Annotated in this window: 24 protein-coding genes; 22 read left to right on the top strand and 2 right to left on the bottom strand. The window is 51.5% G+C overall.

Annotated features, from left to right (window positions below):
• Positions 1-22: 22 nt before the first annotated feature.
• The 7 genes from VF724_RS10750 (at position 23) to VF724_RS10720 (ending at position 5,605) form a co-directional block, all read left to right on the top strand.
• Complete coding sequence (locus tag VF724_RS10750; RefSeq protein ID WP_442788064.1) at positions 23-1,273, top strand: thiamine pyrophosphate-binding protein; 1,251 nt, start codon at positions 23-25, stop codon at positions 1,271-1,273.
• Positions 1,230-1,505 (top strand): thiamine pyrophosphate-dependent enzyme, encoded by a 276-nt coding sequence (locus VF724_RS21545; RefSeq protein WP_442788063.1) that lies wholly within the window; start codon positions 1,230-1,232, stop codon positions 1,503-1,505. The genes VF724_RS10750 and VF724_RS21545 overlap by 44 nt, the downstream gene beginning before the upstream one ends.
• A 263-nt stretch (positions 1,506-1,768) precedes the next feature.
• The gene (locus VF724_RS10740) at positions 1,769-2,275 is read left to right on the top strand and encodes a UbiD family decarboxylase domain-containing protein (RefSeq protein ID WP_371754242.1); all 507 of its coding nucleotides are present in this window, start codon (positions 1,769-1,771) and stop codon (positions 2,273-2,275) included.
• Positions 2,272-2,442: a hypothetical protein gene (locus tag VF724_RS10735; protein ID WP_371754241.1), complete on the top strand. Its 171-nt coding sequence runs from the start codon at positions 2,272-2,274 to the stop codon at positions 2,440-2,442. The genes VF724_RS10740 and VF724_RS10735 overlap by 4 nt, the downstream gene beginning before the upstream one ends.
• 299 nt (positions 2,443-2,741) lie before the next feature.
• Positions 2,742-3,914, top strand: a complete 1,173-nt coding sequence (locus VF724_RS10730) for a Re/Si-specific NAD(P)(+) transhydrogenase subunit alpha (RefSeq protein WP_371754240.1) — start codon at positions 2,742-2,744, stop codon at positions 3,912-3,914.
• A gap of 4 nt (positions 3,915-3,918) precedes the next feature.
• Entirely contained in the window at positions 3,919-4,209 is a 291-nt protein-coding gene (locus tag VF724_RS10725; RefSeq protein ID WP_371754239.1) for an NAD(P) transhydrogenase subunit alpha part 2, read from the top strand.
• A gap of 4 nt (positions 4,210-4,213) precedes the next feature.
• Positions 4,214-5,605: an NAD(P)(+) transhydrogenase (Re/Si-specific) subunit beta gene (locus tag VF724_RS10720; protein ID WP_371754238.1), complete on the top strand. Its 1,392-nt coding sequence runs from the start codon at positions 4,214-4,216 to the stop codon at positions 5,603-5,605.
• Between the two features lie 82 nt (positions 5,606-5,687).
• Here the strand turns inward: VF724_RS10720 and VF724_RS10715 are convergent, their stop codons facing one another.
• Positions 5,688-7,208 carry a methyl-accepting chemotaxis protein gene (locus VF724_RS10715; RefSeq protein ID WP_371754237.1) on the bottom strand — a complete coding sequence of 507 codons (1,521 nt, stop codon included), beginning with the start codon at positions 7,206-7,208 and terminating at the stop codon, positions 5,688-5,690.
• A gap of 264 nt (positions 7,209-7,472) precedes the next feature.
• Here VF724_RS10715 and VF724_RS10710 point away from each other — a divergent pair, with 264 nt between their 5' ends.
• Positions 7,473-8,468, top strand: coding sequence for a zinc-dependent alcohol dehydrogenase family protein (locus tag VF724_RS10710; protein ID WP_371754236.1), 996 nt, complete (start codon positions 7,473-7,475; stop codon positions 8,466-8,468).
• A 48-nt stretch (positions 8,469-8,516) separates the two neighbouring features.
• Here VF724_RS10710 and VF724_RS10705 read toward each other — a convergent pair whose 3' ends face one another.
• A complete protein-coding gene (locus tag VF724_RS10705) occupies positions 8,517-10,223 on the bottom strand; it encodes an AAA family ATPase (RefSeq protein WP_371754235.1) in 1,707 nt (568 codons plus the stop codon).
• 136 nt (positions 10,224-10,359) lie between these two features.
• On the opposite strand from VF724_RS10705, the gene VF724_RS10700 reads away from it, so the two are divergent.
• The 14 genes from VF724_RS10700 (at position 10,360) to VF724_RS10635 (ending at position 26,204) form a co-directional block, all read left to right on the top strand.
• Positions 10,360-11,085: a hypothetical protein gene (locus VF724_RS10700; protein ID WP_371754234.1), complete on the top strand. Its 726-nt coding sequence runs from the start codon at positions 10,360-10,362 to the stop codon at positions 11,083-11,085.
• 203 nt (positions 11,086-11,288) lie between these two features.
• The gene (locus tag VF724_RS10695) at positions 11,289-12,464 is read left to right on the top strand and encodes an acetyl-CoA C-acetyltransferase (protein ID WP_371754233.1); all 1,176 of its coding nucleotides are present in this window, start codon (positions 11,289-11,291) and stop codon (positions 12,462-12,464) included.
• 17 nt (positions 12,465-12,481) lie between these two features.
• On the top strand, positions 12,482-13,333 hold the full coding sequence (locus VF724_RS10690) for a 3-hydroxybutyryl-CoA dehydrogenase (RefSeq protein ID WP_371754232.1): 852 nt from the start codon (positions 12,482-12,484) through the stop codon (positions 13,331-13,333).
• 43 nt (positions 13,334-13,376) lie between these two features.
• Positions 13,377-16,649 carry a fused isobutyryl-CoA mutase/GTPase IcmF gene (icmF, locus tag VF724_RS10685; protein WP_371754231.1) on the top strand — a complete coding sequence of 1,091 codons (3,273 nt, stop codon included), beginning with the start codon at positions 13,377-13,379 and terminating at the stop codon, positions 16,647-16,649.
• Between the two features lie 38 nt (positions 16,650-16,687).
• Complete coding sequence (mbcS, locus tag VF724_RS10680; RefSeq protein ID WP_371754230.1) at positions 16,688-18,283, top strand: acyl-CoA synthetase MbcS; 1,596 nt, start codon at positions 16,688-16,690, stop codon at positions 18,281-18,283.
• Between the two features lie 44 nt (positions 18,284-18,327).
• Entirely contained in the window at positions 18,328-18,528 is a 201-nt protein-coding gene (locus tag VF724_RS10675) for a DUF6282 family protein (RefSeq protein ID WP_371754229.1), read from the top strand.
• A 277-nt stretch (positions 18,529-18,805) separates the two neighbouring features.
• Positions 18,806-19,588, top strand: a complete 783-nt coding sequence (locus tag VF724_RS10670; protein ID WP_371754228.1) for an IclR family transcriptional regulator — start codon at positions 18,806-18,808, stop codon at positions 19,586-19,588.
• Between the two features lie 33 nt (positions 19,589-19,621).
• On the top strand, positions 19,622-20,497 hold the full coding sequence (locus VF724_RS10665) for a 3-hydroxyacyl-CoA dehydrogenase family protein (RefSeq protein ID WP_371754227.1): 876 nt from the start codon (positions 19,622-19,624) through the stop codon (positions 20,495-20,497).
• A 26-nt stretch (positions 20,498-20,523) separates the two neighbouring features.
• A complete protein-coding gene (locus VF724_RS10660; protein WP_371754226.1) occupies positions 20,524-21,303 on the top strand; it encodes a 3-hydroxyacyl-CoA dehydrogenase family protein in 780 nt (259 codons plus the stop codon).
• Positions 21,300-22,127, top strand: coding sequence for a CoA transferase subunit A (locus tag VF724_RS10655; protein WP_371754225.1), 828 nt, complete (start codon positions 21,300-21,302; stop codon positions 22,125-22,127). Before VF724_RS10660 ends, VF724_RS10655 begins: the two co-directional genes overlap by 4 nt.
• Positions 22,128-22,139: 12 nt before the next feature.
• On the top strand, positions 22,140-23,003 hold the full coding sequence (locus VF724_RS10650) for a CoA-transferase (protein ID WP_371754224.1): 864 nt from the start codon (positions 22,140-22,142) through the stop codon (positions 23,001-23,003).
• Entirely contained in the window at positions 22,996-23,757 is a 762-nt protein-coding gene (locus tag VF724_RS10645) for an SDR family NAD(P)-dependent oxidoreductase (protein WP_371754223.1), read from the top strand. The genes VF724_RS10650 and VF724_RS10645 overlap by 8 nt, the downstream gene beginning before the upstream one ends.
• 12 nt (positions 23,758-23,769) lie before the next feature.
• Positions 23,770-25,422: an AMP-binding protein gene (locus tag VF724_RS10640; protein ID WP_371754222.1), complete on the top strand. Its 1,653-nt coding sequence runs from the start codon at positions 23,770-23,772 to the stop codon at positions 25,420-25,422.
• Positions 25,419-26,204, top strand: a complete 786-nt coding sequence (locus tag VF724_RS10635; protein WP_371754221.1) for an enoyl-CoA hydratase-related protein — start codon at positions 25,419-25,421, stop codon at positions 26,202-26,204. Before VF724_RS10640 ends, VF724_RS10635 begins: the two co-directional genes overlap by 4 nt.
• Positions 26,205-26,216 lie beyond the last annotated feature (12 nt).

Below are 26,216 nucleotides of genomic sequence, written 5' to 3'. Positions count from 1 at the left end.
TTCTATTTTGGGGGAAAAGCCATTGAACGCGAGCGGAAGCAAATACACCACGGCGGATGCGCTGCTGGACGCGCTGCATGAAACGGGAATCTCCTATTTCTTCAGCAACCTGGGCAGCGACCACCCGGCGATGATCGAATCGTTGGCGAAGGCGAAGGCCGTCGGAAAAGAAATGCCGCAAGTGATCATTTGTCCGCATGAATATATCGCCTTGACCGCTGCGCACGGCTATTATCTGGCAAGCGGGGAAGCGCAGGGCGTATTTGTCCATACCGATGTAGGGACGCAAAATCTGGGGGGAAGCCTGCATAATGCATCGCGCTCCCGCGTGCCGGTTTTCATTTTTTCTGGGGAGACCCCGTACACCCTGCAGGGCGAGCTGCCGGGAAGCCGGAATTCGCAAATCAATTTTTTGCAAAATGTTTATGACCAGCGGGGGATCGCACGCAATTACGTAAAATGGGAGGGCGACATCCGTACGGGGACAAACGTGAAGCAGGTCGTATACCGGGCGATGCAGCTTGCCAACAGCGATCCGAAAGGACCGGTTTATCTCACGGGAGCGCGGGAAGTGCTGGAAGAGGAAATCACGACGCCTGACAACGATTGGAGCAGATGGAAGCCGGTGGAGGTGCCGCCTCTGTCCGCAGCCGCTGTCGAACGCATTGTCACCGCGATTGCCGTGGCGGAACGCCCGTTAGTGCTGACGTCTTATGCCGGCAGAAACGAGGAAAGCATACAACTGCTGGTTGATTTTTGCGAACGATTGGCGGTTCCGGTCATTGAACCGCACACTTCCTATGTGAATTTTCCAGGAACGCATCCGTTGCATCAGGGATATTCGGGAGGCGAGCTGCTGCAGGAAGCGGATGTCGTTTTGGTGATCGACTCGGATGTGCCGTGGGTCCTGTCGAAAGAAGGCCCGAAGGATGACTGCCGCGTGTTTCATATCGATATCGATCCGCTGAAACGGGATATCCCGCTTTGGCATATTCCGACAGAGGCAAGCTATCAGGCGGATTCTTCCGCGGCTTTACGGGAATTGAACCGCTATGCCGCTGCAGTCCGCAAGGATGATGGGCGGAACGCGGTTTGTCAACGGCGGTTCGTCCCTTGGTTTCAGCGGAGGGGCGGCGTTTGGCGCGAAGCTTGCCAGACCCGACAAAACGGTGGTGAATCTGATCGGGGACGGTTCGTATTTTTTCAGTGTTCCTTCGTCGTTATATTGAATGGCGCGGCGTTATCAAACGCCGTTTATGACGGTCATTTTTAACAATCAGGGCTGGAATGCGACGAAAAAGAACACGCTTATGATCCATCCGGACGGAGCCGCCAAACGGGATGACCGATTTTGGGTGAACTTCGATCAACCGGCGGACATGGCGAAGATTGCGGAAGCGGCCGGCGGAGCCTATGCAGCGACCGTGTCCGATCCGCAAAAAGTGACGGAAGCGGCTGCGGACCGGACTGGATTCCCTGCAGTCGGGACGCCCGGCGGTCATTGACGTAAAGCTTGCGCCGATATCCTTGCAAAAGGATTGAATCCATGAATAAGAAGGAGCGAGTATGGCCAAAAGCTTGCGTAGTTATCTCGAACCATTGAAAGCGGCAAACTCCAACGAACTGATTGAAGTCGGCAAGCAAGTCATCCGGCATGAATTTGATGTTACAGCCATTCTCGAACAATTGTTTGAGAAGGAAGATTCGCGAATTGTGTCTGGTTTCAAAATGTTGTCGACAATCGTGGCCAAGCTCCGACGATTTCAGTGTGGTTTCCAACATTTTCGGTTCGCGGGAACGGATCGGCGAGCAGATCGGACTGCCCCCCGGCAGTGGCGGCATGGCGGTCAGTCACGAATATGCCCGGCTGGAACGGGAAAAAATCGCGCCCGTTGTGATCGGCGCTGCGGAAGCGCCGATCAAAGAAACCCTGCAAACGGGGATGGATATCGACTTGCTGCGGCTGCCGATTGTGCGCCATTATGAAATGGATCTGAGTCCGGTATTGACGCATATGCTCGTCATGAAAGTTCCGGACGAAGGCTTTTACGATATCTCGTTTACCAAATTGTTTCCCAAAGGACCGGACAAAGCCGGGGTATCGATCCGGGCGCGCAACCATTTTTACAAAGAAGGGGCCGGCTGGAAGATCATCATTGATGCGACCAAGCAAACCGTCGTGTCTTCGCCTGTGAGATTTCGCGTGCCGCCGGAGGCGATGGAAAGAATCAAATTGAAGGATTATGTGCGGACGAGGGGAGGGGAGCGTCGATGAGCGGAGGCGGAGGAGTTCTTGGAGATCGCATACTTTGGGTGGCCTGTGTTTCCTGCAAGGGAAAATTTTATTGTGGATATGACTTGCTTCATTCCAAATACAAGCTGATTTGCCCGTTCTGTAAAACCGAATTTTACGCGAAGGACGGACTTGAGGCGGATGAATAATTTTTCCGTACCAGGCTGATTTTTGCAGGAAATAATTCTGTCGTTGGCGAATACAATTGCACAATCTCAAATACCCCCCAAAGTAATCATCCTTGCAAATATTGCCTCCTTTTCGTTCTATTTATCGGAATATTTCGTCTCCAATTGCGGGTAGAAAAGCAGGTGGTGAAGAACCGAGAGCACACCGGAACACTCATGCATGAACATGAGCGGGATATCATCTTTCGTATAGTCAGCGCTTTCAAGAAGCTTCCGAACAACGATTTTTCCATTTTAGACGTCAAGGATGTGAGAGATTAATGAAACTGGGCGTAATCAATGAAAAAACAGAGGGTGAACGCAGAGTCGCTCTTGTTCCGGATACCGTGAGCCGGTTGGTGAAGGCCGGGCATACCGTCATGGTTCAGTCGGGCGCGGGCGAACGGGCATTTCTGAGCGATCAAGACTATCGCGAAGCCGGAGCGGAGATTGTTCATGACGGGATATCCATGATTCGCGAGGCGCACGTTCTTTTTGGGGTTCGGGCGCCGGGACTGGAGAATTCCATTGAGCTTCACGCATTGAAGCCGGGTACTGTGCTTATAGCTGTGTTTCAGCCGCTCGTCGAGAAGGTTGATTATTTTCAAGCCTTGTCCGAGCGGGGCGTAACGGTTTTCAGCATGGATGCCATTCCTCGGATCAGCAGGTCGCAAAGCATGGACGTGTTGTCCTCGATGAGCACTGTCTCCGGGTATCGGGCGGTTGCCATTGCGGCTGAGCGGCTTGGCAAATTTTTTCCGCTGCTCATGACGGCAGCTGGAACCATTCCGCCTGCAAAGGTATTGGTATTGGGAGCCGGTGTAGCCGGCCTGCAGGCGATCGCGACGGCCCGCCGGCTCGGGGCAGTTGTGGAGGCGTTCGATACCCGTCCGGTGGTCCGCGAGCAGGTGGAAAGTCTCGGGGCCAGCTTCGTGACGCTGGATGTGGAAGCCCAGCAAACGAAAGACGGCTATGCGCAGGCCCTTTCAGATGACGCGCACAGCCGGGAACTGGATGCGCTTCGCGGTCCGGTTGCTCACTCGGATGTGGTGATTACGACGGCTTTGATTCCCGGGAAACGGGCGCCTCTACTGATTACTCGGGAGATGGTCGAGAGCATGCGTCCCGGTTCCGTGATTGTGGATTTGGCGGCGGAAGCCGGCGGCAACTGCGAGCTCAGTCAGCCGGGTCAAACCATCGAGGCTCACCATGTCACCATTGCGGCCCCGTTGAACGTTCCGTCACAGCTGCCGCTGCATGCCAGTCAGCTGTTTTCCCGAAATGTCGTCACGTTTTTCAACCATGCTCTGTCCCAAGGCCTTTCCGTTACTGAGGTGCCCCGACAGACGGAAATGGATTTCACGGATGAAATTGTTCGGCGCACCTGTCTGATTCATAACGGAAAACTTGTTAACGAAGGTTTGCAAAAACGTTTGGACGAGGAAAGGGGATAATGGGATGAATTCGCTGTTTTTTGAACTGTATATTTTTGTTCTTGCGGTGTTCATTGGATTTCAGCTCATTTCGAAGGTGCCGTCCGTACTGCACACGCCTCTGATGTCGGCAACCAACGCCATCCACGGGATCATCCTCGTCGGCGCAATCACGCTGGCCTCGACGGTAGAAAGCCCGTTAGGGGTCGCGATCAGCGCCGCTGCGGTATTTTTGGCGACCTTGAACGTCGTGGGCGGCTTTGTGGTTACAGACCGGATTCTTGGAATGTTCAACACCAAGCAGCCAAAGGAGTGATACGATGAATAATCTTACGCAAATTGCCTATTTGTTGACTTCCATATTTTTTATTTTGGGCGTGATGCGGCTCAGGTCTCCTGCTACCGCCCGATCCGGAAATCTATTGGCCGGCATCGGCATGGCCATTGCCGTTATCGCGGTTCTGATCACGGATCATCACTTTTCATTCATTCTGATCGGTTTGGCTGTAGCGGCCGGGGTGATCGTCGGAACGGTGTCGGCGAAACGGGTCCGCATGACGGCCATGCCCCAAATGGTTGCGCTGTTTAACGGAATGGGAGGGGGCGCGGCGGCCCTCGTTTCGATCGGCGAGTGGATTCGCTCGTCATCTGCAGGCGAGTCCTGGACGGCAACTCTTTCGATTTCCGCTTTATTTACCATTCTCATCGGATCCATCAGCTTCACAGGCAGTGTGGTGGCGTTCGCCAAGCTTCAGGAGTGGATTACCGGACGACCGATTACATATCCCGGACAAAAGGCCGTCAACGCGCTGCTGTTTGCTGCGGCGCTGGTCATTGCCGTCATCTTGATGTTTGCCGATCCTTCTGCCATGTGGGCTGCTTTTCTTATATTTGTGATTCTATCGCTGGCATTGGGTGTCTTAGTCACGCTGCCCATCGGAGGAGCAGACATGCCTGTCGTGATTTCCCTGCTCAATGCGTTTACCGGACTTGCCGCGGCTGCCACGGGATTTCTCCTGGCTAATAACGTGCTGATTATTGCCGGCGCCTTGGTGGGCGCATCGGGAACGATTCTGACCCAGCAGATGAGCCGCGCGATGAATCGGCCGATTGCCAATATTCTGTTCGGCGCGTTCGGCAAAGTGTCTGCGGGAGCATCGTCCACCGGGGACTCGGACGGCGTCGTGCAGCCGGCGACGGTGGAGGATGTCGCCATGCTGCTGGCTTATGCGCGACGCGTCGTCATCGTGCCGGGCTACGGTTTGGCCGTGGCGCGGGCCCAGCAGGAAGTCCGTCAACTGGCAGACAAGCTGGCGCCGCGCGGCGTGAATGTCATCTACGGGATTCATCCCGTAGCCGGCCGGATGCCGGGGCATATGAACGTGCTGTTGGCCGAGGCCAATGTTCCCTATGACAAATTGTACGAAATGGAGGCTGTCAATCCGGAATTCCCCGAAACCGACGTCGTATTGGTTATCGGGGCGAATGACGTGACCAATCCGGCCGCCCGCAATGAACCCTCAAGCCCGCTTTACGGAATGCCGGTTCTCAATGTCGACCAAGCGCGAAGGATTATCGTGTTGAAGCGCAGCATGAGTCCGGGATTTGCCGGTATTGATAACCCGCTGTACACCAATCCGAAGACCAACATGCTGTTTGGGGATGCAAAGGAGACCGTAGGGCAACTTTTGAGAGCGCTTGACGACGTATAAGGGAAACCGGGAAACTTTATAGTGGCAAACAAGAACCGAGCAAGATCCAGTAATTGGTCCTGCCCGGTTCCTTTGATTCACGTTATGATGCAGAAAATTGCGCTTGTAAAGTTTCGGAAAGTTCTTTTAGGCGAATCAGCTCTCGATTAATTTGATTAGACGTGCTTGTTTGAGTTTCTGTAATACTGAATAGCTGTTCTACAGAAGCTACGCTTTGTTCGGTAATTGCTGAAATATTTGTCATCTCGTTGGAAATTTTTTCGGATTGAGACTCGATTTGTTTGACGGATTCATTGAGCTTCTCAATAATTTCAATCATTTCGTTTATGGATCGGTTCATTTGTTTGAAGCTTGAAAAGGATCGTTCAGCAAGCTCTACCGTATCACCAGCCGCTTGTTTTCCGACTTCAATCTGAGTGACCGACTCTGTGCTTTCTCTTTGAATATTGCTGAGAATATTCACGATTTCTTCAGTTGCATGGTTGCTTTGTTCGGATAATTTGCGAATTTCGCTAGCCACGACCGCGAACCCTCTGCCGTATTCTCCGGCTCGGGCCGCTTCAATGGAAGCGTTTAATGCCAGAAGGTTCGTTTGCCTTGCCACATCCTGAATGATGAAGATAATATTCTCCACTTGATGGGATGACTCATTTAAGGTTTGCATCGTAATTGCAGCTCTGTTAATGGCATCGGAAACGATTCGCACTTGCTCGAATAGGGGCTCTATATTGTTTTGGTTTTTTTGAACCATATTGTCTGTGATGCTGGCTTTTTCATTCAATATGGAAAAGGATTGAGAGTTAATCTGAATCATTCGGTTAATCCCTTGCAGATTCTCATCAATCTTGTTCAAAGATTCGCTTTGAGTTTCAAGACCCGTGGAAACTTCTTTAAAGGAAGTTAACATCTCATTGTTGGCGATGATATTCCCCTCTGATTTTGCGGTAACCACCAAAGAAGTTTGCTCCAATTGTCGGGAAAGATTTTTAACCGTTTCGAGCAGGGTTTCGACTTCTGTTTGTTTTTTGGCTTTTTCCGACTCCAACGCTTCTGTGTATTTTTTCTTGGAAATGATTTGGAGGCTTGTGGCCGCAGACGTAAAGACCAGGAATACAGCGTGAATCACCATCATCAAGAAAGGATATTCGGCAACGCCAAAGACCAATTCCGGAATAAAGAAAAAGCCTGCAAGATGCTGTAAAGCAAAAATAATGGTCATTACAGCAATCAGCTTAATGTCTTCGTAATAAGCAATAATAGCTGCGACCATAAAGATCGAGAAGTGAAATTCTACCGTTCCTCCGCCTCCCGCAATAATTGAAATGCTGGAAAAAGTCAACGTTAACATATTGAATAATGGAATTTTTGGATGGTCCGCTTGTTTTCGATAATAATAAGAGGTTATCACTAAAAGCGCGACGGGGATGATAAATAAAATATTCATTGCCAAAGAAAAACGCTGACTCAAATTCATACTTTCCGACATATTTCCCATCATTGAATGTCCGAACAGATTGAATTCCCTATGAAGCAAATGGACAAGCAAGCCCAGCAGAATTGCCCCAAATGATAACCAAATCATCAGTTTGTTCTTGTTCTGCATTCTCATTAACCTCCCTGGTGGTGAATCGTCTGCGCAAAAAGTCATTTACAATTTAGCTGCATGATTCGACAATGTTTGTTAATTCGATAAGATTAGTCATATATCCTTCCCGTCTTTTTTGAATTTGAAAAAAATTTCGAAAATTTAAAAGGGAGTTTAGATGTGTCAAATTTTTTTCAGAAAAAATCTTCGACGGGCAGAACCAATATGGCTTATAATTTATGATAAAGATATTCTATAGAAAAATTTCAAAGGAGGAACAAGATGAAAGCCATCGTCATTGATCAATTCGGCGGTCCGGATGTATTTCGCCAGACTGAGCTTCCGGATCCCGAACCGATCCCCGGACATATCGTGATCCGCGCAGCCGCAACCAGTGTCAATCCGATTGATTACAAGGTGCGCAATGGCTTTGTGCCTGCCTTCGCGCCGGCCTTTCCTGCAGTGCTGCATGGGGATATCGCGGGCGTTGTGGAGGCCGTCGGACCGGGAGTGACGAAGTTTAAGCCTGGAGATGAAGTTTATGCCTGTGCCGGCGGATTTACAGGATTGCCCGGCGGCGCGCTGGCCGAATATATGCTCGCGGATGAAGCGCTTGCCGCGTTGAAGCCGAAGACGCTCAGCATGAGCGAGACCGCTGCTTTGCCGCTTGTCAGCATAACGGCTTGGGAAGCGCTGTTCGACCGCGCGCAGCTGCACAAAGGTCAGCATGTGCTTGTACACGCCGGAGCAGGAGGGGTCGGACATATTGCCCTGCAGTTGGCCAAATGGGCCGGAGCGCGGGTTGCGGCCACCGTTTCGGATGAAAGGAAAGCCGAAATTGCCAAAAATTTCGGGGCGGACGAGATCATCATGTATCGCCGTGAGGGTGTTTCCGAGTATGTCGACAGATTGACCGGCAGCAAGGGGTTCGACATCGTATTCGATACAGTCGGCGGCGAGAACCTCGACCGCTCCTTCGAAGCGGCCAGAGAAGGCGGGACTGTGGTCAATATTGCCGCGAGGTCAACGCATAATTTGGCGCCCATGCACCAAAAGGCGCTTTCCCTCCATGTCGTGCTGATGCTTTTGACGATGATCCGCAACAGGGACAGGCAAAAACACGGCGATATTCTTGCGAGAATTGCGGCGCTTGCGGATGAGGGACGAATCAAACCGCTCATCGACGAGCGAAGGTTTCATATCACGGAAGCCGGAGAGGCTCACGCTTATGCGGAATCCGGCCGTGCCGTCGGCAAGGTGGTAATCAGCCACAATTAAAATAAAAACTCCCAATTGCTCTTGATAGCAATGGGAGTTTTTATTGGCTTATTCAGCTTGCTCTGTATCATCAGTACGCTTCTCTAAGGAATCCGTCAACACTCGGGGAATAATTTCGGGATGCGTCATCCGGCTGTGGCCATACAGCCGCACAAAGATGTGCTCAATCTCCTCACCGGTCAGATCGCCCCGCAGCAGCAGCTCCTGCGCAATTGCATGGACGAAGCCACCGTGCTCCCGAACCAGCTTCTTGACTTGGAGCATCTGATCTTTCAGCAGCTCGTTGATTTTTGGACGAAGCGCCTTCAGTCCCTCAGCCGGAGAATTTAAAGTAAGCCAGCTGAACAGTTCGTCGCCCATACCGACCATACCCAAAAAAGCGCCGGCCAATTCTGTAGCCTGTCGCAGGTCGGAAGTCACTCCGTTCAGTTTCTTTCCAAGGAATTCCTCCTCCACAGCGCGGGCAGCCAAACAGACCTGAATTTCTGCAAGAATTTCGCTGTCGCTTCGGTTATAGCGCTCTTCCGTCGGTTTGGTGGCGGCGAGACCGAGCGCGCCGCCGCGCCGGATGATCGTCACTTTCCAGACGCGTTCGTGCGCCTTTAACAAATACTGGGCAACTGCATGACCGGCTTCGTGGTAGGCGACATTCCGCTTTTCGTCCTCGCTCATGGAACGCAGCGGCTGTTTGAGTCCCCATTCGTACGTCTCCATAGCCGTCCGGAAGTCCTCGTAACCGGCAAGCTGGGCACCGCGTTGATGGGCGATCACGATCGTTTCGTTGACGATGTGCTTGATCTGCGCGGGACTATATCCGATGGTGTCAAGCGCCGCCTTCTCGGGAGTCAGCGTGGAGTCGCGTTTTATCTTTTGCAGATAATAGTTGAAAACGTCCACCCTACCGTCATAGTCCGGTGAATCGACCCACAGCTTTCGGTCGAAACGTCCGGGGCGGAGCAGGGCGGAATCTAGCACATCGGGAAGGTTGGTCGCCGCGATCGTCAGCACGGCCGGACGTTCTGCTTTCTTGCGCCGCAGTCCAAGCTGGCGGAGCAGCTTGGAGATCCGGGAATTATCGAAGTTTGGGGGATCCATCTGCAAAAGCAATTCGTTAAGCAGTCCGGCGCCTCCCATGCCGAACATTCCGCCTGCTCCCGCGGGTCCCATCTGTCTTGACATCCCAATGGCGTCAATCTCGTCGATGAAGATAATGCAGGCTCCGTAGATTTTTGCCAGCTTTCGGGCCTTTCTGTAGAGGCTCATGACCTTCAAATTGCCTACGCCGAAAAACATATTTTGAAAACTTGGGGCCGAAGCATAAGCAAAAGGCACCTGCGCTTCATTGGCGATGACCTGAGCCAGATAAGATTTGCCGGTCCCGGGGGGACCGAAAAGCAGCAATCCGCGAATCGCTTCGCCGCCCATCTCTTTGAACTCTTTAACGCCTCTGAGCAGAGTAACAATCTTAGTCGCATTCTCAACAATTTCAGGATTTCCCCGGTAATCTTCCCATGTAGCGCCAGTTTCTCCGGGAAGAATCCAATAGGTTCGCCCCCGGGCCAAGAACCAAAATAGTGCAGCAAATTGAATGATGATGAACAGGACGGCGAAAAGCAGATTGAACGCAATATTAACGATATTCATTGCGATATTCCAGACCGTCGGTCCGCCTCCCAATATCAGCAGCCCGATCAAGACGAGCAGCGAGATCCACATCATAAATCTGCGCCATTTAATCCAATAATATCTTCTCATGCCTTAACCTTCTTTATAGAAAATGTTGTAAATGTTATTATGTAGTACTGAAATGCCTGTAATATGACTAAATTTTAATTAATCTAGAGGCCGGATAAACGGAACGGATAAAGAGCAGAGCTATAGGGGCTGAAACATGAGTCTTTTAAAACCTTCGACCGAAAAGACGGCATTGTTTCTCATTGCGGGAGTCGCTACTTCACCGGATTTTATGGAAGTATTGCGCGAAGCGCTAGTGCGGCATTTGCATCAATCAGGCGGTGCGCGGATTAGCTCAAAGCTGCTGTTTCCATACGGGGATTGGGGCAGAAGCGTGCTGCATCAGCTAAGAGATGCTCGGCATGACATGAAGCTTCCGATCATGGAACGCCGCCGCTCAATCGGCGGGCAGTTTATTATGAAGGAGGCAGAGCCGTTACTGGATGACGGATGGCGTTTTGTCTTTATCGGGCACAGCGCCGGCGGAAACGCAGCGGTGCATGCCGCACAGCTGCTGAAGCAGCGGGAGCCGCGGGTGGAATGCCGGATCGTTCAGATCGGTTCGCCGAAATGCCCGATTCCGGCCGAACTCCAAGCATCCGTGAGCTTTTTGTTTGCCGAGGGAAAGCGGGGCCGATCCAAAGATCCGATCTGTCGATTGGGCAGCTGGGGAGGATGGGAACGAGGACGTTACGGCCTGCCTGTTTGGAATCGCCACCTTTATGCGCCGTCACGGATTATACCGCTGCAGACGATAGGGGGACATGCCGATTATTTCCGCAACCATCCGCCGTTTATGGATGCACTTGGCCGTTCAAATCTGGAAGCGGTCATCGGGGCTTTTTGCCAGCGGTGTTTACCCGAGAGTGTGTCCGACGACTAGATTTCCGTGAAAAATTCACAGTACTGCTTTCATCATTGAACAGACTCTAAATTTGGATTCCCAAACGTACTGGAAATCAAGTCCGGACACCAGCAAGTTGCACGAATTTCGCGAGTTTTTCTACAACCTTGTGAGTATACATAGTATAATTAAGGCAATTGAAAGCGTATTCCTTATTCTGCAAAACGTGAAGGGGTGGCTTTTTGAAACAGACGGTGATCGTTGGAGGGGCACGGACGGCATTTGGAAAGTTCGGCGGCGCATTAAGAGAAGTTCAGGCAGTGGAATTAGGCAGCATTGCTATAAAAGGAGCAATGGAAAGGGCGAAAGTCGATGCAGCTCAAGTGGATGAAGTGATTATGGGAATGGTGCTTCAGGGCGGCAACGGACAAATCCCTTCCCGGCAAGCTGCGAGGGGTGCGGGTTTGGATTGGGGCGTGCCGACGGAAACGCTGAATAAGGTATGCGCATCAGGATTGCGAAGCATCACATTGGCCGATCAAATCATTCGTTCCGGGGATGCGGAAACGATCATTGCCGGAGGAATGGAAAGCATGAGCAATGCGCCTTTCGCTTCCAAGAATGCGCGATGGGGAATCCGAATGGGTGATGAGAAGCTTGTGGATCTCATGATTCATGACGGACTGCAGTGCGCCTTCGAGAATGTTCATATGGCGGTTCATGCCAATCATACTGCGGCCCGTTATGAAATCAGCCGGAAAAGCCAGGATGAATGGGCGCTGCGAAGTCAACTGCGCGCAGTGGAGGCCATTCAAAAAGGGAAATTCGCTGAAGAGATTGTACCCGTAACGGTCAGGAATAAAACCGGCACCTTCCAGATCGATACGGATGAGGCTCCCCGGTTCGATACGGACTTCGATAAACTGTCCAAGCTTTCGCCCATCTTCGATAAGAGCGGGACCGTAACAGCCGGCAACGCTCCCGGAGTCAACGACGGCGCAGGCGCAGTTGTCGTCATGTCGAAGGAAAAGGCGCAGAGGGACGGATATCAGCCTTTGGCGGAGATCCTTGGTCATGCGGCGGTCGGTGCGCAAGCAGCCGACCTTGCAATTACCCCAGCCTTAGCGATTCAAAAGCTGCTGCGGAAAACAGGCCTGACGTTAAAGGACATTGATCTTTTTGAAGTCAATGAGGCTTTCGCAGCCGTTGCCCTGACGACCGGAAAAATTCTCGGATGGGATGCGGACAAGGTAAACGTGAACGGCGGAGCCGTCGCTCTTGGCCATCCCATCGGGGCCAGCGGGACTAGAATTGTGATTACGCTTATTTATGAACTTATTCGCCGGGGCGGAGGGCTCGGAATAGCTGCCATCTGCAGCGGCGCGGCTCAGGGGGATGCTGTTCTGGTCAAAGTCTGATGACAGGGGAGTGTCATATGGAAATCCGAAATGTGGTGATTATCGGCGCCGGTCAAATGGGAAGCGGCATCGCTCAGGTTTGCGCCCAGGCCGGCTTGAATGTCATTCTTTACGACATTAATCAGGATGCGATTGATCGGGGAATCAGTTCCATTTCAAGCAATCTGAACCGCAGCATAGCCAAGGGCAAAATGACGGAAGAGCTTAAGCATGATATTTTGCAACGAATTCAAGCTTCCTTGAGTTTGGACATTGCTGAAACTGCGGATTTGGCGATTGAGGCGGCAACCGAGAACATGTCGATAAAGTCGGCGATTTTTAAGGAATTGGATCAAATCTGTTCTTCACATGCGATTCTTGCCAGCAACACTTCCTCATTGCCCATAACGGAAATCGCCGCCGTCACCAAACGCCCGGAGCAAGTGATCGGCATGCATTTTATGAATCCTGTACCGGTCATGCAGCTGGTCGAAATCATTAGAGGACTGGCGACAGCCGAGGAAGTGTGCCAAACGGTAAAAGATTTGGCCGTGAAAATGGGAAAGACGGCAGTGGAGGTTCATGATTATCCGGGATTTGTGTCGAATCGAATCCTGATGCCGATGATTAATGAAGCCATTTATACCGTGTACGAAGGAGTAGCCTCCATCGAGGACGTCGATCAAGTGATGAAGCTGGGCATGAATCACCCCATGGGGCCGTTGGCCTTGGCTGATTTTATCGGGCTGGATACGTGTCTTTCGATTATGGAAATTTTATACGAGGGTTTTTCCGATTCGAAATATCGGCCTTGTCCGCTGCTGCGCAAATATGTAAAAGCCGGCCGATTGGGACGAAAAACCGGCCAGGGATTTTATACTTACGGCTAAGCCGCTGATTTGAACCTTAATCGGGAAGCAGGTGGATATCGCAATGGAAACCGAGGTTTACCGACCGCGCAATCACGTGCGGTTTATTACGGCGGCAGCCTTGTTCGACGGTCATGACGCTTCGATCAATATTATGAGGCGGATTCTGCAGGCTTCCGGTGTGGAAGTCATCCATCTGGGACACAACCGGTCCGTCGAAGAGGTAGCAAATGCCGCCATCCAAGAGGATGTGCAGGGAATTGCCGTCAGCACCTATCAGGGCGGACATGTGGAATATTTGAAATACATCTACGATTTGCTGCAGCAAAAGGGAGCAACCTCCATCAAGATATTTGCCGGAGGCGGCGGAGTCATCGTCCCGGCGGAAATCAAGGAGCTTGAAGCCTACGGCATCTCCAAAATTTTTTCGCCCGACGACGGGCGGGAGCTTGGTTTACAAGGCATGATCAATTATATGATCAGAGAAACGGATTACCCGACAATCAAGCAATCGGAACTTGAATTAACGGAGAGGAATGGGAAACAGCGGGAATGGGGAACCATTGCCAAATTAATCACACTTGCGGAAGAAAAGCTGGACAGCGGCCGGGAGGATGACCCGCTCGCCGCTCAGCTTCAGCAGCTGCAGGCTGATGCGCGAAAGGTGCCCGTTGTGGGCATAACCGGAACCGGGGGAGCAGGCAAAAGCTCGCTGACCGACGAAATCGTGAGACGTTATCTCCAGCAATTCCCGGACCGCACAATTGCGATTATCTCCGTGGATCCCTCCAAGCTGAAAACCGGAGGAGCGCTGCTTGGCGACCGCATCCGGATGAACGCCGTCAGCAGTCCCCGCGTATATATGCGCAGCCTGGCGACCCGGGGGTCAAATTCGGAGCTGAGCAGTGCGACCAAAGAAGCCGTCAGCATTGTAAAAGCAGCCGGTTATGATTTCGTGATCGTGGAAACAAGCGGAATCGGACAAGGGGACGCTAGGATCGTCGGGCTGTGCGATGTGGCGATGTATGTCATGACCAGCGAGTTCGGTGCGGCCACTCAGCTTGAAAAAATCGAGATGATCGATTTTGCCGACCTGATCGTCATCAACAAATTCGATCGCCGCGGCTCGGAGGACGCCCTGCGCGATGTGCGCAAGCAATTTCAACGCAGCCGGAATTTGTTCGAGACGCCGGTCGAACAGCTTCCTGTTTTCGGAACGATTGCGAGCCAATTCAATGATGAAGGAACCGACATTCTGTTTGAGAATCTGATGAGGATTGTGGAGAACAAAACCGGCGGCGGCTGGCAGACGAATTTGCATGTGAAGGCTCACGGAATTTCCAAGAGAAACAGGATCATCCCATCCGACCGGATGCATTATTTGGCTGAAATCGTGCAATCGGTCCGCCAGTATCAAAAAATGACGGAAGAGCAAACGGCGATTGCCCGGAAGCTGTTTCAGCTGAAAGGCACGAAGGCGATGCTGGAGGCCGTTCGCACGCAGGATGAACAAACCGGCGCTTTACTTGAAAAGCTGGAAAAGATGATCGCCGATTACGAAGCCATACAGCACCCGGAGTGCAGGCGGCTGCTTGAGGCTTGGCCCGAGCGCCGCGAAGCATATGGCAAGGACCGGCTGGTTGCGAAGATTCGCAATCAAGAAATCGTTGCCGAATTGTTCACGGAATCCTTATCGGGACTTCAAATTCCCAAAATCAGCCTCCCCAAATATGAAGATTACGGCGAAATTCTTCGTTGGCTCATGAAGGAAAACCTGCCCGGATATTTCCCATACACAGCCGGCGTATTCCCGTTCAAACGCACGAATGAGGATCCGAAGCGGCAGTTCGCCGGGGAGGGAACGCCGGAGCGCACCAACCGCCGTTTTCACTATCTCTGCCAGAACGATCAGGCGATCCGGTTATCCACCGCTTTCGACAGTGTCACCTTATACGGCCATGATCCGGATTACCGCCCCGACATCTACGGCAAAATCGGAAACAGCGGGGTCAGCATCTGCACGCTGGACGACATGAAGAAGCTGTACGCCGGTTTTGACCTGTGCCATCCTTCCACCAGCGTATCGATGACGATCAACGGTCCTGCCCCGATCATTCTGGCCATGTTCATGAATGCGGCGATCGATCAGCAGGTTGAACGATTTACTGAGAAGGGCGGGCGTCCGCCCAATCCCGAGGAGTATGCGCAAATTAAGGCGTATACGCTGAAGACCGTCCGCGGCACCGTTCAGGCGGATATTTTGAAGGAGGATCAGGGACAGAATACATGCATTTTTTCTACCGAATTCGCGCTGAAGATGATGGGGGATATTCAGCAGTATTTTATCGACCATGAGGTGAAGAACTACTACTCGGTCAGCATCAGCGGCTATCATATTGCCGAGGCGGGAGCCAATCCGATTACGCAGCTGGCGTTTACGCTGGCTAACGGCTTTACCTATGTGGAGTACTATTTAAGCCGCGGCATGGCGATCGATGATTTTGCGCCGAATTTGTCGTTCTTCTTCAGCAACGGACTGGACCCGGAATATACGGTCATGGGGCGCGCGGCTCGGCGAATCTGGGCAACGGTGATCAAACACAAATACGGCGGGAATGAACAAAGCCAGCGGCTGAAATATCACATTCAGACCTCCGGGCGTTCCCTGCACGCGCAGGAAATGGATTTCAACGATATCCGCACGACGCTGCAGGCGTTGATCGCGATCTATGACAACTGCAACTCACTGCATACGAACGCATTTGATGAGGCGGTGACCACGCCGACGGAGAATTCCGTCCGCCGGGCGATGGCGATTCAAATGATCATCAACAAGGAATTCGGTTTGGCCAGGAATGAGAATCCACTTCAGGGCGCGTTTATTATTGAAGAGCTGACCGATCTCGTAGAAGAGGCCGTTCTCGCCGAATTTCAGCGGCTCAATGATCGCGGAGGCGTCCTGGGAGCGATGGAAACGCAATACCAGCGCGGAAAAATTCAAGATGAATCGCTTTATTACGAGCAAAAAAAGCATTCGGGGGAGCTGCCCATCATCGGAGTGAATACGTTTATCAATCCTCATGCCGATGAAAACGCAAACGAGATGGAGCTGGCCCGTTCGACGCAGGAAGAAAAGGAAACCCAAATCCGCAATCTGCATGCATTTTGGGAAAGGCACAGCGCTCAATGCCCTTCCGCCATTGAGCGGCTCAAACAGGCTGCGCTGAGCAACCAAAACATTTTCGAGGAGCTGATGGAAACCGTGAAGGCCGCTTCACTCGGCCAAATTACCGCCGCTTTGTATGAAGTGGGAGGACAGTACCGCAGAAATATGTAATCTATAAGCTGATCAAATTAGTTAAAGGAGAATGAACAATGGAAAACATGAATCTGACAGCCCCCGAATATTATAATATCGCCCAGGATATCGACAGATTCGCCGACGAGCCTGACAAAATCGCGATCTTGTGGGAGAATGAGGCGGGTGAAACCCGTCAACTGACCTACATGGAGCTGCGGCAAGCATCGAACCGGTTTGCCAACGCATTATCGAAAATGGGCTTGCGGAAAGGCGATAAAATCATCGTGACTCTTCCGAGAATTCCGGAAACCTACATCGTTTTTCAGGGCGCTTTGAAATCGGGGCTGATTATTTCTCCGGGGTCGGAAATGCTGATGCCCAAGGATATTCTTTTCCGTGCCGAGCATTCCCAAGCCAAAGCCGTGATCTCCTATCACGAGTTTACAGGACGGTTCGATCAAATTCGCGGTGAAGCCAGGAGCCTGCAGCATTTTATTGTCGTCGGAACGGATGAGGAAACGGAGGGCTGGCGCAATTATCAGCGGCTGACGGAATCTGAATCCGATCAGTTTGACATGGTCAAAACCCGTTCGGACGATACCGCCTTCCTAAACTATACGTCCGGTACGACTGGCAACCCGAAGGGCGTCATCATGCATCATGGGTGGGGATTCGCCCATCAACCGATTGCCGCCAAGCTATGGTTGGGGGTAGAGGAGAACGATGTGGTTTGGGCGACCGCCGGACCCGGCTGGGCCAAATGGAATTGGAGCCCGTTCTTGGCGGCATTGGGCTCCGGTGCTGCGAGTTTCTCCTATCAAGGCAAATTTGACGCTCCCAAATATTTGAGCTTGCTGGAGAAGTATGAAGTCAATGTGCTCTGCTGCACCCCGACGGAATACCGGTTGATGGCGAAATTTGAAGGGCTGGAGCGGTTCAAGCTGCAATCGCTGCGCAATGCCGTCAGTGCGGGGGAGCCATTGAACCAGCAGGTCATCGATACGTTCAGACATTATTTCAATCTCGAGGTGCGCGACGGTTACGGCCAATCGGAAAACTCGCTGATGATCGGCTTCATGAAAGGAATGGAGATCAGACTGGGCGCGATGGGCAAGCCGGTTCCAGGCAACCGTCTCGCCATCATTGACGAAGAAGGGAATCCGCTACCACAGGGGCAGGTTGGGGACATTGCCATTCATCGCGACACTCCGGCTTTATTCAAGGGATATTTGAACGATCCCGAAAGAACGGCGGCCGTTTTCCGCGGGGAATGGTATGTCACGGGTGATCAGGCCCGGATGGATGAGGACGGCTATTATTGGTTTGAAGGGCGCTCGGACGACATTATCATCAGCTCCGGGTATACGATTGGTCCTTTTGAAGTGGAAGATGCGCTGGTCAAGCATCCCATGGTCAAGGAATGCGCCGTCGTGGCCAGTCCGGACGAAATCCGCGGTTCGATAGTCAAAGCCTTTGTCATCCTGAAGGATCCTGCGGCGGCCAGCGAGAAATTGGTGAAGGAGATGCAGGATCATGTCAAGAGCATTACCGCGCCGTATAAATACCCGAGAGCGATCGAATTTGTCACTGAACTCCCCAAAACGATTTCCGGGAAAATTCGCCGGGTCGAATTGAGACAGCTGGAAAAGCAAAGACATGCGCAAGCTTGAAATGCTTGAGGTGAAAATTGATTTGCAAAAGAGATGGTTCTGGCATGACGGAATTCCATCCTTTGTTGAAGGGCGCCATTGAGTTGCACCGCCACAGCTATCCCAGCATTTTTCCCAGAAGTCAGACGGACTGGGAGCTTATCGAGGATGTGAAGGCATCGGGGATGGCGGGAGTTGTCTTAAAATCGCATGAAGGACAAACTGTTGATCGGGCCGCATTGATTCGGCTGACATCGAAAAGATGATTGTACATAATCCCCGACAGCTGTTGGGCATATAACGTTAAACGCAAGCTTAAGGCAGCGGCCTTCTTTGGGTGGATTCCCCAGAGAAGGCCTATTTTACATTCCTTCCTAGGACGCCGTAAGGCTTTTTTCTCATTTTAAAAGCTGAACGATACAGTCATACCAAAAGAGCTGATTCATATATTAAATACATAGAAACGAGTTCATATTTGAACATGGCCGACTGCATATGAAATCTCTGTTTCAGCACTGTTATAAATTGGAGGAGCAATCCCACATGGCCGATTCAGCAAAAAATAAATATTTGATCCCGTCCGTGGATTCCGCCGCAAAGATTCTGCAGTATTTGAGCAGCTTCCGGCATAGTCAAGCGACGGTTACGGAAATCAGCCAAGCGCTTTCCATCAACAGAAGCACCTGCTATCGAATTCTCGTTACTTTGGAAAAAAACAACCTGATTACATTCTGCAAGGACAAAAAGCTTTACAGCTTGAGTTCATACATGGCCGTACTCGGCAGCCGGGCGGCGGAATTGGTGGATTACCTGCCGGTCGCCAAACAGTATCTTAAACAAGCGGCTCAATTAACCAATCATGTATGTGTGCTGGTCGAGCGGTTCGGCCAAGACCGGCTTATTTATACAGCCAAGGAGGAAAGCCCTGCACCCGTAAGGGTTACAGTGAACGCCGGACAGAAATTCCCGCTGACGGCCGGTTCCCACGGAAAATGCTTTCTGGCTTTTATGGATTTCATGGAGCGGGAGGAAATTTTCGATTCCGTGGGAATAACGCAATTTACGGACAAGACGATCTTTCAGAAGGACCAGCTGCTTAAAGAGCTTCAGCTTGTCCGGGAACGCGGATATGCCATCAGCATGGAAGAGCATTACCTGAATCTATTTGGCGTGGCAGCACCGGTATTGGACAGCTCCAATAAAACATCAATGACGATGTCCTGCATTGGATTCAGCTCGCTTGTTACTGAGGCTCAACTGCATGAGTACGGGTACATTCTGGTCAATTTGACCAAGGAATTATCCTCAAGATTATTCGGTTCTTAGCACAACATAATTACATAGGCAGGGGGAGAAGAGATGGATTTTAAAAAAGCCGGCGTTGTCGGCTGCGGAACAATGGGTGCGGGAATTGCAATTTGTATGCTGCAGACGGGGTTGAGCACCGTCGTTTATGAAGCATTCCCGGAAAATCTGCAGAACGGAGTGAACCGGATCTCCGCTTTTTTGGACGGAAGTGTAAAGAGGGGAAAAATAACATCTTCGGAAAAAGCCGAATGCTTAAATCGGCTGCAAGCGACAACCGATATTCATGACCTTGCTGACTGCGAGGTGGTTGTAGAAGCGGTCTTTGAAGACGTCATCCTGAAAAACCGGATCTTCCGCCAGTTAAATGAAATTTGCGGCGCCAACGCCATTTTTGTCAGCAATACCTCGACGTTATCGATTACCTCTATCGCTTCCGGATGCGGGAGGGAAGATCGGGTGATCGGGATTCATTTCTGCAATCCGGCTCCATTGATGAAACTGGTGGAGATTTCCTACGGCTTGAAAACAAGTGAAGATACATACAGCAAAGCTTTGAACTTCAGCCGGCATCTAAAGAAAACGGCGGTAACCACCAAGGATACTCCCGGATTTATTTTGAATCTGTTGCTGGTGCCCTTCGAAAATGATTGCATTCGGGCTCTGGAGCAGGGGATCGCAACCGTCGAGGATATTGATTTGGCGTTGAAGCACGGTTTGGGCTATCCGATGGGGACATTTGAGCTGTTGGATAATGTCGGTTTGGACATTCATTACGCAGTCTCGATGAGCCTTTACAAGGAGTTGAAGGATAAGCGGTTTGCTCCTCCGCCGCTGGTAAAAAAAATGATCGACGCCGGCCAACTCGGCAAAAAAACCGGCAAAGGATTTTACGAATACAAGAGTTCCGGCATGTTCGGCACTGTGTAATTTTGCGAAGAAGGGGGAGAAAATGCATGGAAATTCGTCAAGCTGGAATCGTCGGCAGCGGCAAATTGGCAGCAATGGTTTACCGGAAAATTCAGGATTCCGGAATTCGTGCGGTATGGATCGAAGCTTCCGCTCCGGATGCCTCTGAGCTGTCGATTCTGAGAGATTGCCAGTTCGTTTTGGAAGCGGTTTCGGATCAGCGCCCGGACAAAATCCGGGTCTTGCAACTGCTCGAAGAAGCACTGCCATCACAAACACTTTTGACGGCATCCGTTTCACCATCATTATCTGTTACAGAGCTCGCTTCACCGCTGCGGAATCCGGAACGGTTGGTCGGACTGCATTTCGTCCTGCAGTCGAACCGCGACAATCTGGTAGAGGTGGTCCAATCGCTGCAATGCTGCGACACCGCTTATCTGCAAGTTTATGAGTTTATGAAGGCTGTCGGCCAAGTGCCGATCCGCTGCAAGGACGTGCCCGGACTTCTGGTGAACCGGCTGTTTGTCCCCTATATGAACCATGCCATTCAAGCCTATGACGACGGATTGGCTAGCGGAGAGGACCTTGATACGGCAGTTGAATTGGGGTTGGGCTACCCTATGGGTCCTTTGAAATTGGCCGATACGGTCGGATTGAACGAATATCTCGATACAGCGTCTTCGCTTTATCAGGAGCTTCATGAAACCAAATACGCCCCTCCGCCGTTGGTGAAAAAGATGGTTAATGCGGGTTTTCACGGAAAAAAAACAGGCAGAGGGTTTTACGATTATTCAAGCTCAAATGAAGATAAGGGCAAATCGGTATGAGCACAAAACTGCGGACGCTTGAGCAAGCTGTGAAGCCGATTCAGGACGGACAGACAGTGGCGGTTGGAGGCATGCTGATCTACAGGCGGCCGACCGCATTGATTCTTGAAATCATCAAACAGAGGAAGCGTAACCTTTCCATTCTGGGTTGGACCCTGGGCTATGAAACCGATCTATTGATAGGTTCCGGCTTAGTCTCAAATGTCAGGACTTCTTTTTTCAGCCTGGAAGTCTTTGGGCTTCCGCCGTCCTACCGCAAAGCCGCAGAAACAGGTTCGCTGAAAATCATTGAAGAAACGGAAACAACCATCGGGCTCGGCATCCGGGCAGCTGCGCAGGGGGTCGGCTTTATGCCGGGCAGAACGCTGATGGGGAGCGATATTTTAAAGGTTCGAAAGGATATCGAAACTATCCGGTGTCCGTATACGGGCGAAATCTATCCGGCGATTCCCGCTTTAAAGCCGGAGGTTGCATTGATTCATGCTCTGGAAGCGGATGAAGCCGGCAACGCGGTATTGGGAGCGAATTTATGCATTGACGCCGAGCTGGCGCAGCTTGCCGGGTACACGATTGTGACCGCTGAAAAAATCGTTCCCAAAGGAAGTCTTGTCAGCGTCCACGGTCAGGTCGATATTATCGGTTCATCCGTGGATGCGGTCGTCGAGGCTCAAGGGGGAGCCTGGCCCGCTTCCTGCCATCCGCAATACCCTTTGGACGGGCTTGAATTGATTCACTATTTGAAGACGATGAAGGAAGGCTCGTTTGACGCCTACGCATTCGAGCTTGACCGCAGAAAAAAAACATTTTTCGCAAATTTAATCTGAAGGGGGTGCGGCATGACGGCTTTTACGAAGGACGAACAATTGGTCTGTTATATGTCTAGCCTGATCGAACCGGAAGATTTTGTCGTGCAGGGGATGGGAACCCCGCTTGTATTCAGCGCTTTTTTGCTTGCCAAGGAGACGCATGCGCCCGGCGTACAATTTATGTATACCGTCGGCAACACCATTTCCGAGCACACGGATCGTTTATCGATCACGCATTTGGAGCATTTGACGGTCAACAGCAGCTTAAAAAGAGTCAAGATGACCGAGATGCACTGCGATATCGTTCCCTCGCTGAAGGTAAAAGAGTTTATCCGTCCGGCGCAGGTGGATCGATACGGAAACTGTAACAATGTCGTGATCGGAAATTATGAGAAACCGGCGATCAGATTGCCAGGCACCGGAGGAATCACGGATGTCGCTGCCTTTAACCCAAACTTCTACCTTTACGTAACGCGGCATTCCCTGCAAACCTTGGTGGAGCAGCTGGATTTTTGCAGCAGCGTCGGTTACGGCGAACGCGCCCATGAATTGCATCTGATGGGCAGACGGGAGAGGGGGCCGCAAAAATTAATTACGGACCGGTGCGTCTTCAGCTTTGCGGATGGGGTGGGAAGCGCAGTTCTGGAAGCTATTTTTCATGAAGAAACGGTCGACAGCATCCGGAAAAACACCGGTTTCTCCTTTGATCTAAGCGCGAAAGGGATCGATCGGGTTGACCCGCCATCAGACCATCAGCTTCAGATCCTGAGGGAAATGGTTGACCCGCTGGGGATCAGGGAATTGGAATTGCTTGGGGGGAACGACCGGCTGCAGAAGCTCGAGAAAATTATTCGGGCGGAGCATAACCGGCCAAGGGGGCGAGAGGGTGCTTGAAGTTTTTGATTTAGCCGGAAAAACGGCTTTGATTACCGGCGGAACACGCGGTCTGGGGCAAGCGATAGCGGAGGCGCTCGGCAAGCAAGGGGCAGCCGTTATCATCACGGGCCGGTCCCAACAAACGCTCGAGGAATCCTGCAAGTTTTTATCGGAACGCGGCATTGCCGCGGAAGGCATGCAGTGCGATATGAAACAGATTTCTGACTTGGAAGCGTTGAAGCGGTATGTTGAGGAAAAGTTCGGCCGCTTGGACGTTTTGGTCAATAATGCAGGCATTGTCATTGATCGCAATTTTTTGGAGTTGACCGATGCGGAAATGGATGACATCATAACTACCAATCTAACGGGCGTGATGCGCTGTACCCGCTTGCTGGGAGAAATCATGATCAGGCAAGGGAGCGGAAAAATCATCAACATCGCATCGATGGACGGCCTAATCGGAACGCCTCGGTTGGTTGCATACGGAACCAGCAAAGGCGGGGTCATTCAATTTACCCGCAGCCTGGCGGTTGAATGGGCAAGGTATGGAATTCGTGTAAACGCCATATGCCCGGGATATTTTGCAACTTCGATGAACGAACATATATTGGCTGATGAGGCTGTTCGCAGCAAGATTTTAAAGCGCATTCCCCTGCGCCGGGTAGGCGATCCGAAGGAATTGGGACCGTTGGCGGTTTACCTGGCGTCAGCCGCATCCGATTTCATGACCGGTCAGGCGATCGTGATCGACGGCGGGGAAACGGTTCATTAAGGAGGTAGATTTATGCACCCGGAAGGCTCGCGTTTAACTGAACAAATGATTAATGAGTATGTCGGGAAAGGCTTGTGGAGCAATACAAGATTGTTCGACCATCTGGAGAACGCCCGCAATCATCATCCGAATAAAACGGCAGTGGCCGCTCATTCGATGGAACGAAGCCGGGTGGATGTGCTCACCTATGCGGAGCTTTATGAAAAGGCCGATCAATGCGCCAAAGGATTATTGGCGCTGGGCGTGCAGCCTAGCGATGTCGTTTCCGTTCAGCTGCCGAATTATTTTGAGTTTCCGGTGCTTTTTTTCGCAATCAATAAGATCGGCGCTGTCTTCAACGGACTTACCCATATTTACAGGGCCAATGAGGTCCGGTTTATCCTTCAACGGTCGCAGTCCAAAGTGTTCGTAATCCCAGACGAATTTCGCAAATTCGATTATATCGAGATGGTCAAAGAGATTTGGAACGAGCTGCCTGATCTTCAGAAAGTCATTGTGGCAGGCCGCTGCCCGGATGGAGACGAGCGGTTTGTCCCCTTTGAGAAAATTGTATCAACCGGCGGAAGTGTTCAAGAGCTCCCGTATGTAAACCCGAATGAGATTGCCCAGCTTGGATTTACCTCCGGAACTACAGGAGAGCCGAAGGGTGTGATGCACACGCATAATACGCTCGACGCAACGATCCGCAACTATGCGGCCTTTGAAAAGCTTGACGGGCATGTATGCAATTTAATTGTATCGCCGGTAGGGCATCAAACCGGCTTCCTGTGGGGGGCAGTGTTAACCACCTATCTGCAGGGAACCGCCGTTTATTTGGACATATGGAAAGCGGAAGCTGCGGCTCAGATCATCAATCAAGAGAATGTAAGCATGATGATCGCAGCAGTCCCTTTTTTGCAGGACTTGCACAATAAAGCGGGGAGCACGCCAATGCCTTCCTTAAAATTTATCTCGATTCCTGGCGCCCCGATTCCGCGAAAGCTGGTTGAGACAGCGGCGGCGCAATTGGACTGCAAAATTGTTCCGGCATGGGGAATGACTGAATACGGGATTGCCATCGCCGTGGCGCCGGAGGATCCGAAGCATGCTTTGCAGACAGACGGCAGACGAATACCGGGCGCTGAAATCCGAATTGTCGGCGAACATGGCCATGAAGCTTTCCCTAACGAAGAGGGCGATTTAAAAATCAAGGGCGCGGGTGTATTTGTCGGATATTACAAACGCCCGGATTTTACGGAAAAACATTTTGATGCCGACGGATGGTTCGATACCGGGGATCGTGCGGTCATGGATGAAAACGGCTTTATTTCCATAACAGGCCGGACAAAAGACATTATTATCCGCGGCGGGGAGAACATCCCGGTCGCTGAAATTGAAAATTTGCTGTATGAGTGGGATAAAGTGCGGGATGTCGCGATTGTCGGGATGCCGGACGAACGGCTTGGAGAACGGGCATGCGCCTATTTGGTGCTCAAGGATGGGGAATCCGTCACATTCGAAGAAATGATTGACTACCTGTCGGCAAAGAAAATTGCCAAACAAAAGCTTCCCGAACGTTTGGAGATTGTCAAAGAACTCCCGAGAACCATCAGCGGGAAGGTCCAAAAGTATGTGCTGCGCAACGCGATTAAAAATAAATTGCAGGGTCGGGGTGATGAGCAATGAACCATTTTACCGACATTATTTTTGAGAAAAAAGACGGGTTTGCCGTAATCACATTGAACAGGCCGGAAGTGATGAATGTTTTCCGCCGGGAGACGGTCGATGAATTGATTGACGCTTTTTCAGACGTGTCTAAGAACAAAAGCATCGGCTCCGTCATCGTTACAGGAACAGGCAAGGCGTTTTGCTGCGGCGGCGACATCAAAGTGCTGCGCAGCTTGGATCGTGCCAGCGGCCGTGAATGGAATCACAAATTGGTGGAACTGGCGATGCTGATGCGAAGAATCCCCCAACCGATCATCGCTGCTGTGAACGGATTTTGTATCGGAGGCGGCAATGAACTCCAAATGTTCTGCGATATGACGATTGCTTCCGATAAAGCCGTCTTCGGACAGGGCGGGCCCAAAATCGGGGGATGTCCGCTATGGGGAGGAACTCAGCTCTTGCCGCGGATTGTCGGTGAAAAATTGGCCCGGGAGATCGTCATGCTGTGCAAACAGTATCCGGCAGAGGAAGCAAAAGCGATGGGTCTGGTGAATAAGGTCGTTCCTCACGATGAGCTGCTGGAGGAAGCGGAACAATGGGCACGCGGAATTTTGGAGATGGCCCCGCAATCGATCCAATTGGCAAAGCTCTCGCTCAACTACGAATCGGATGCGCTTTACTCTTCGCTGATGCACGGCGGGGCATTGCTTGAGTTTGTTTGGGAATCCGAGCAGTTCAAAGAGGGAACCGACGCATTTATTGAAAAGCGCAAGCCGGATTTTGACCAGTACCGAAAATAGAAGACGTTCCAG

Origin of the sequence: Ferviditalea candida (assembly GCF_035282765.1) — a bacterium.
GTDB lineage: Bacteria > Bacillota > Bacilli > Paenibacillales > KCTC-25726 > Ferviditalea > Ferviditalea candida.
The sequence above is the reverse complement of the archived record's forward strand: the minus strand, read 5'-3'. Positions and strand labels throughout refer to the sequence as shown.

Excerpts from the sequence above, each read along its gene's own strand:
- VF724_RS10720 (WP_371754238.1), top strand. The coding sequence starts at position 4,214 with ATGAATAATCTTACGCAAATTGCCTATTTGTTGACTTCCATATTTTTT.
- VF724_RS10715 (WP_371754237.1), bottom strand. The coding sequence starts at position 7,208 with ATGCAGAACAAGAACAAACTGATGATTTGGTTATCATTTGGGGCAATT.
- VF724_RS21545 (WP_442788063.1), top strand. The coding sequence starts at position 1,230 with ATGGCGCGGCGTTATCAAACGCCGTTTATGACGGTCATTTTTAACAAT.
- VF724_RS10725 (WP_371754239.1), top strand. The coding sequence starts at position 3,919 with ATGAATTCGCTGTTTTTTGAACTGTATATTTTTGTTCTTGCGGTGTTC.
- VF724_RS10675 (WP_371754229.1), top strand. The coding sequence starts at position 18,328 with ATGACGGAATTCCATCCTTTGTTGAAGGGCGCCATTGAGTTGCACCGC.
- VF724_RS10700 (WP_371754234.1), top strand. The coding sequence starts at position 10,360 with ATGAGTCTTTTAAAACCTTCGACCGAAAAGACGGCATTGTTTCTCATT.
- VF724_RS10650 (WP_371754224.1), top strand. The coding sequence starts at position 22,140 with ATGACGGCTTTTACGAAGGACGAACAATTGGTCTGTTATATGTCTAGC.
- VF724_RS10660 (WP_371754226.1), top strand. The coding sequence starts at position 20,524 with ATGGAAATTCGTCAAGCTGGAATCGTCGGCAGCGGCAAATTGGCAGCA.
- VF724_RS10690 (WP_371754232.1), top strand. The coding sequence starts at position 12,482 with ATGGAAATCCGAAATGTGGTGATTATCGGCGCCGGTCAAATGGGAAGC.
- VF724_RS10655 (WP_371754225.1), top strand. The coding sequence starts at position 21,300 with ATGAGCACAAAACTGCGGACGCTTGAGCAAGCTGTGAAGCCGATTCAG.
- VF724_RS10705 (WP_371754235.1), bottom strand. The coding sequence starts at position 10,223 with ATGAGAAGATATTATTGGATTAAATGGCGCAGATTTATGATGTGGATC.
- VF724_RS10640 (WP_371754222.1), top strand. The coding sequence starts at position 23,770 with ATGCACCCGGAAGGCTCGCGTTTAACTGAACAAATGATTAATGAGTAT.
- VF724_RS10735 (WP_371754241.1), top strand. The coding sequence starts at position 2,272 with ATGAGCGGAGGCGGAGGAGTTCTTGGAGATCGCATACTTTGGGTGGCC.
- VF724_RS10670 (WP_371754228.1), top strand. The coding sequence starts at position 18,806 with ATGGCCGATTCAGCAAAAAATAAATATTTGATCCCGTCCGTGGATTCC.
- icmF (WP_371754231.1), top strand. The coding sequence starts at position 13,377 with ATGGAAACCGAGGTTTACCGACCGCGCAATCACGTGCGGTTTATTACG.
- VF724_RS10710 (WP_371754236.1), top strand. The coding sequence starts at position 7,473 with ATGAAAGCCATCGTCATTGATCAATTCGGCGGTCCGGATGTATTTCGC.
- VF724_RS10665 (WP_371754227.1), top strand. The coding sequence starts at position 19,622 with ATGGATTTTAAAAAAGCCGGCGTTGTCGGCTGCGGAACAATGGGTGCG.
- VF724_RS10730 (WP_371754240.1), top strand. The coding sequence starts at position 2,742 with ATGAAACTGGGCGTAATCAATGAAAAAACAGAGGGTGAACGCAGAGTC.
- VF724_RS10635 (WP_371754221.1), top strand. The coding sequence starts at position 25,419 with ATGAACCATTTTACCGACATTATTTTTGAGAAAAAAGACGGGTTTGCC.
- mbcS (WP_371754230.1), top strand. The coding sequence starts at position 16,688 with ATGGAAAACATGAATCTGACAGCCCCCGAATATTATAATATCGCCCAG.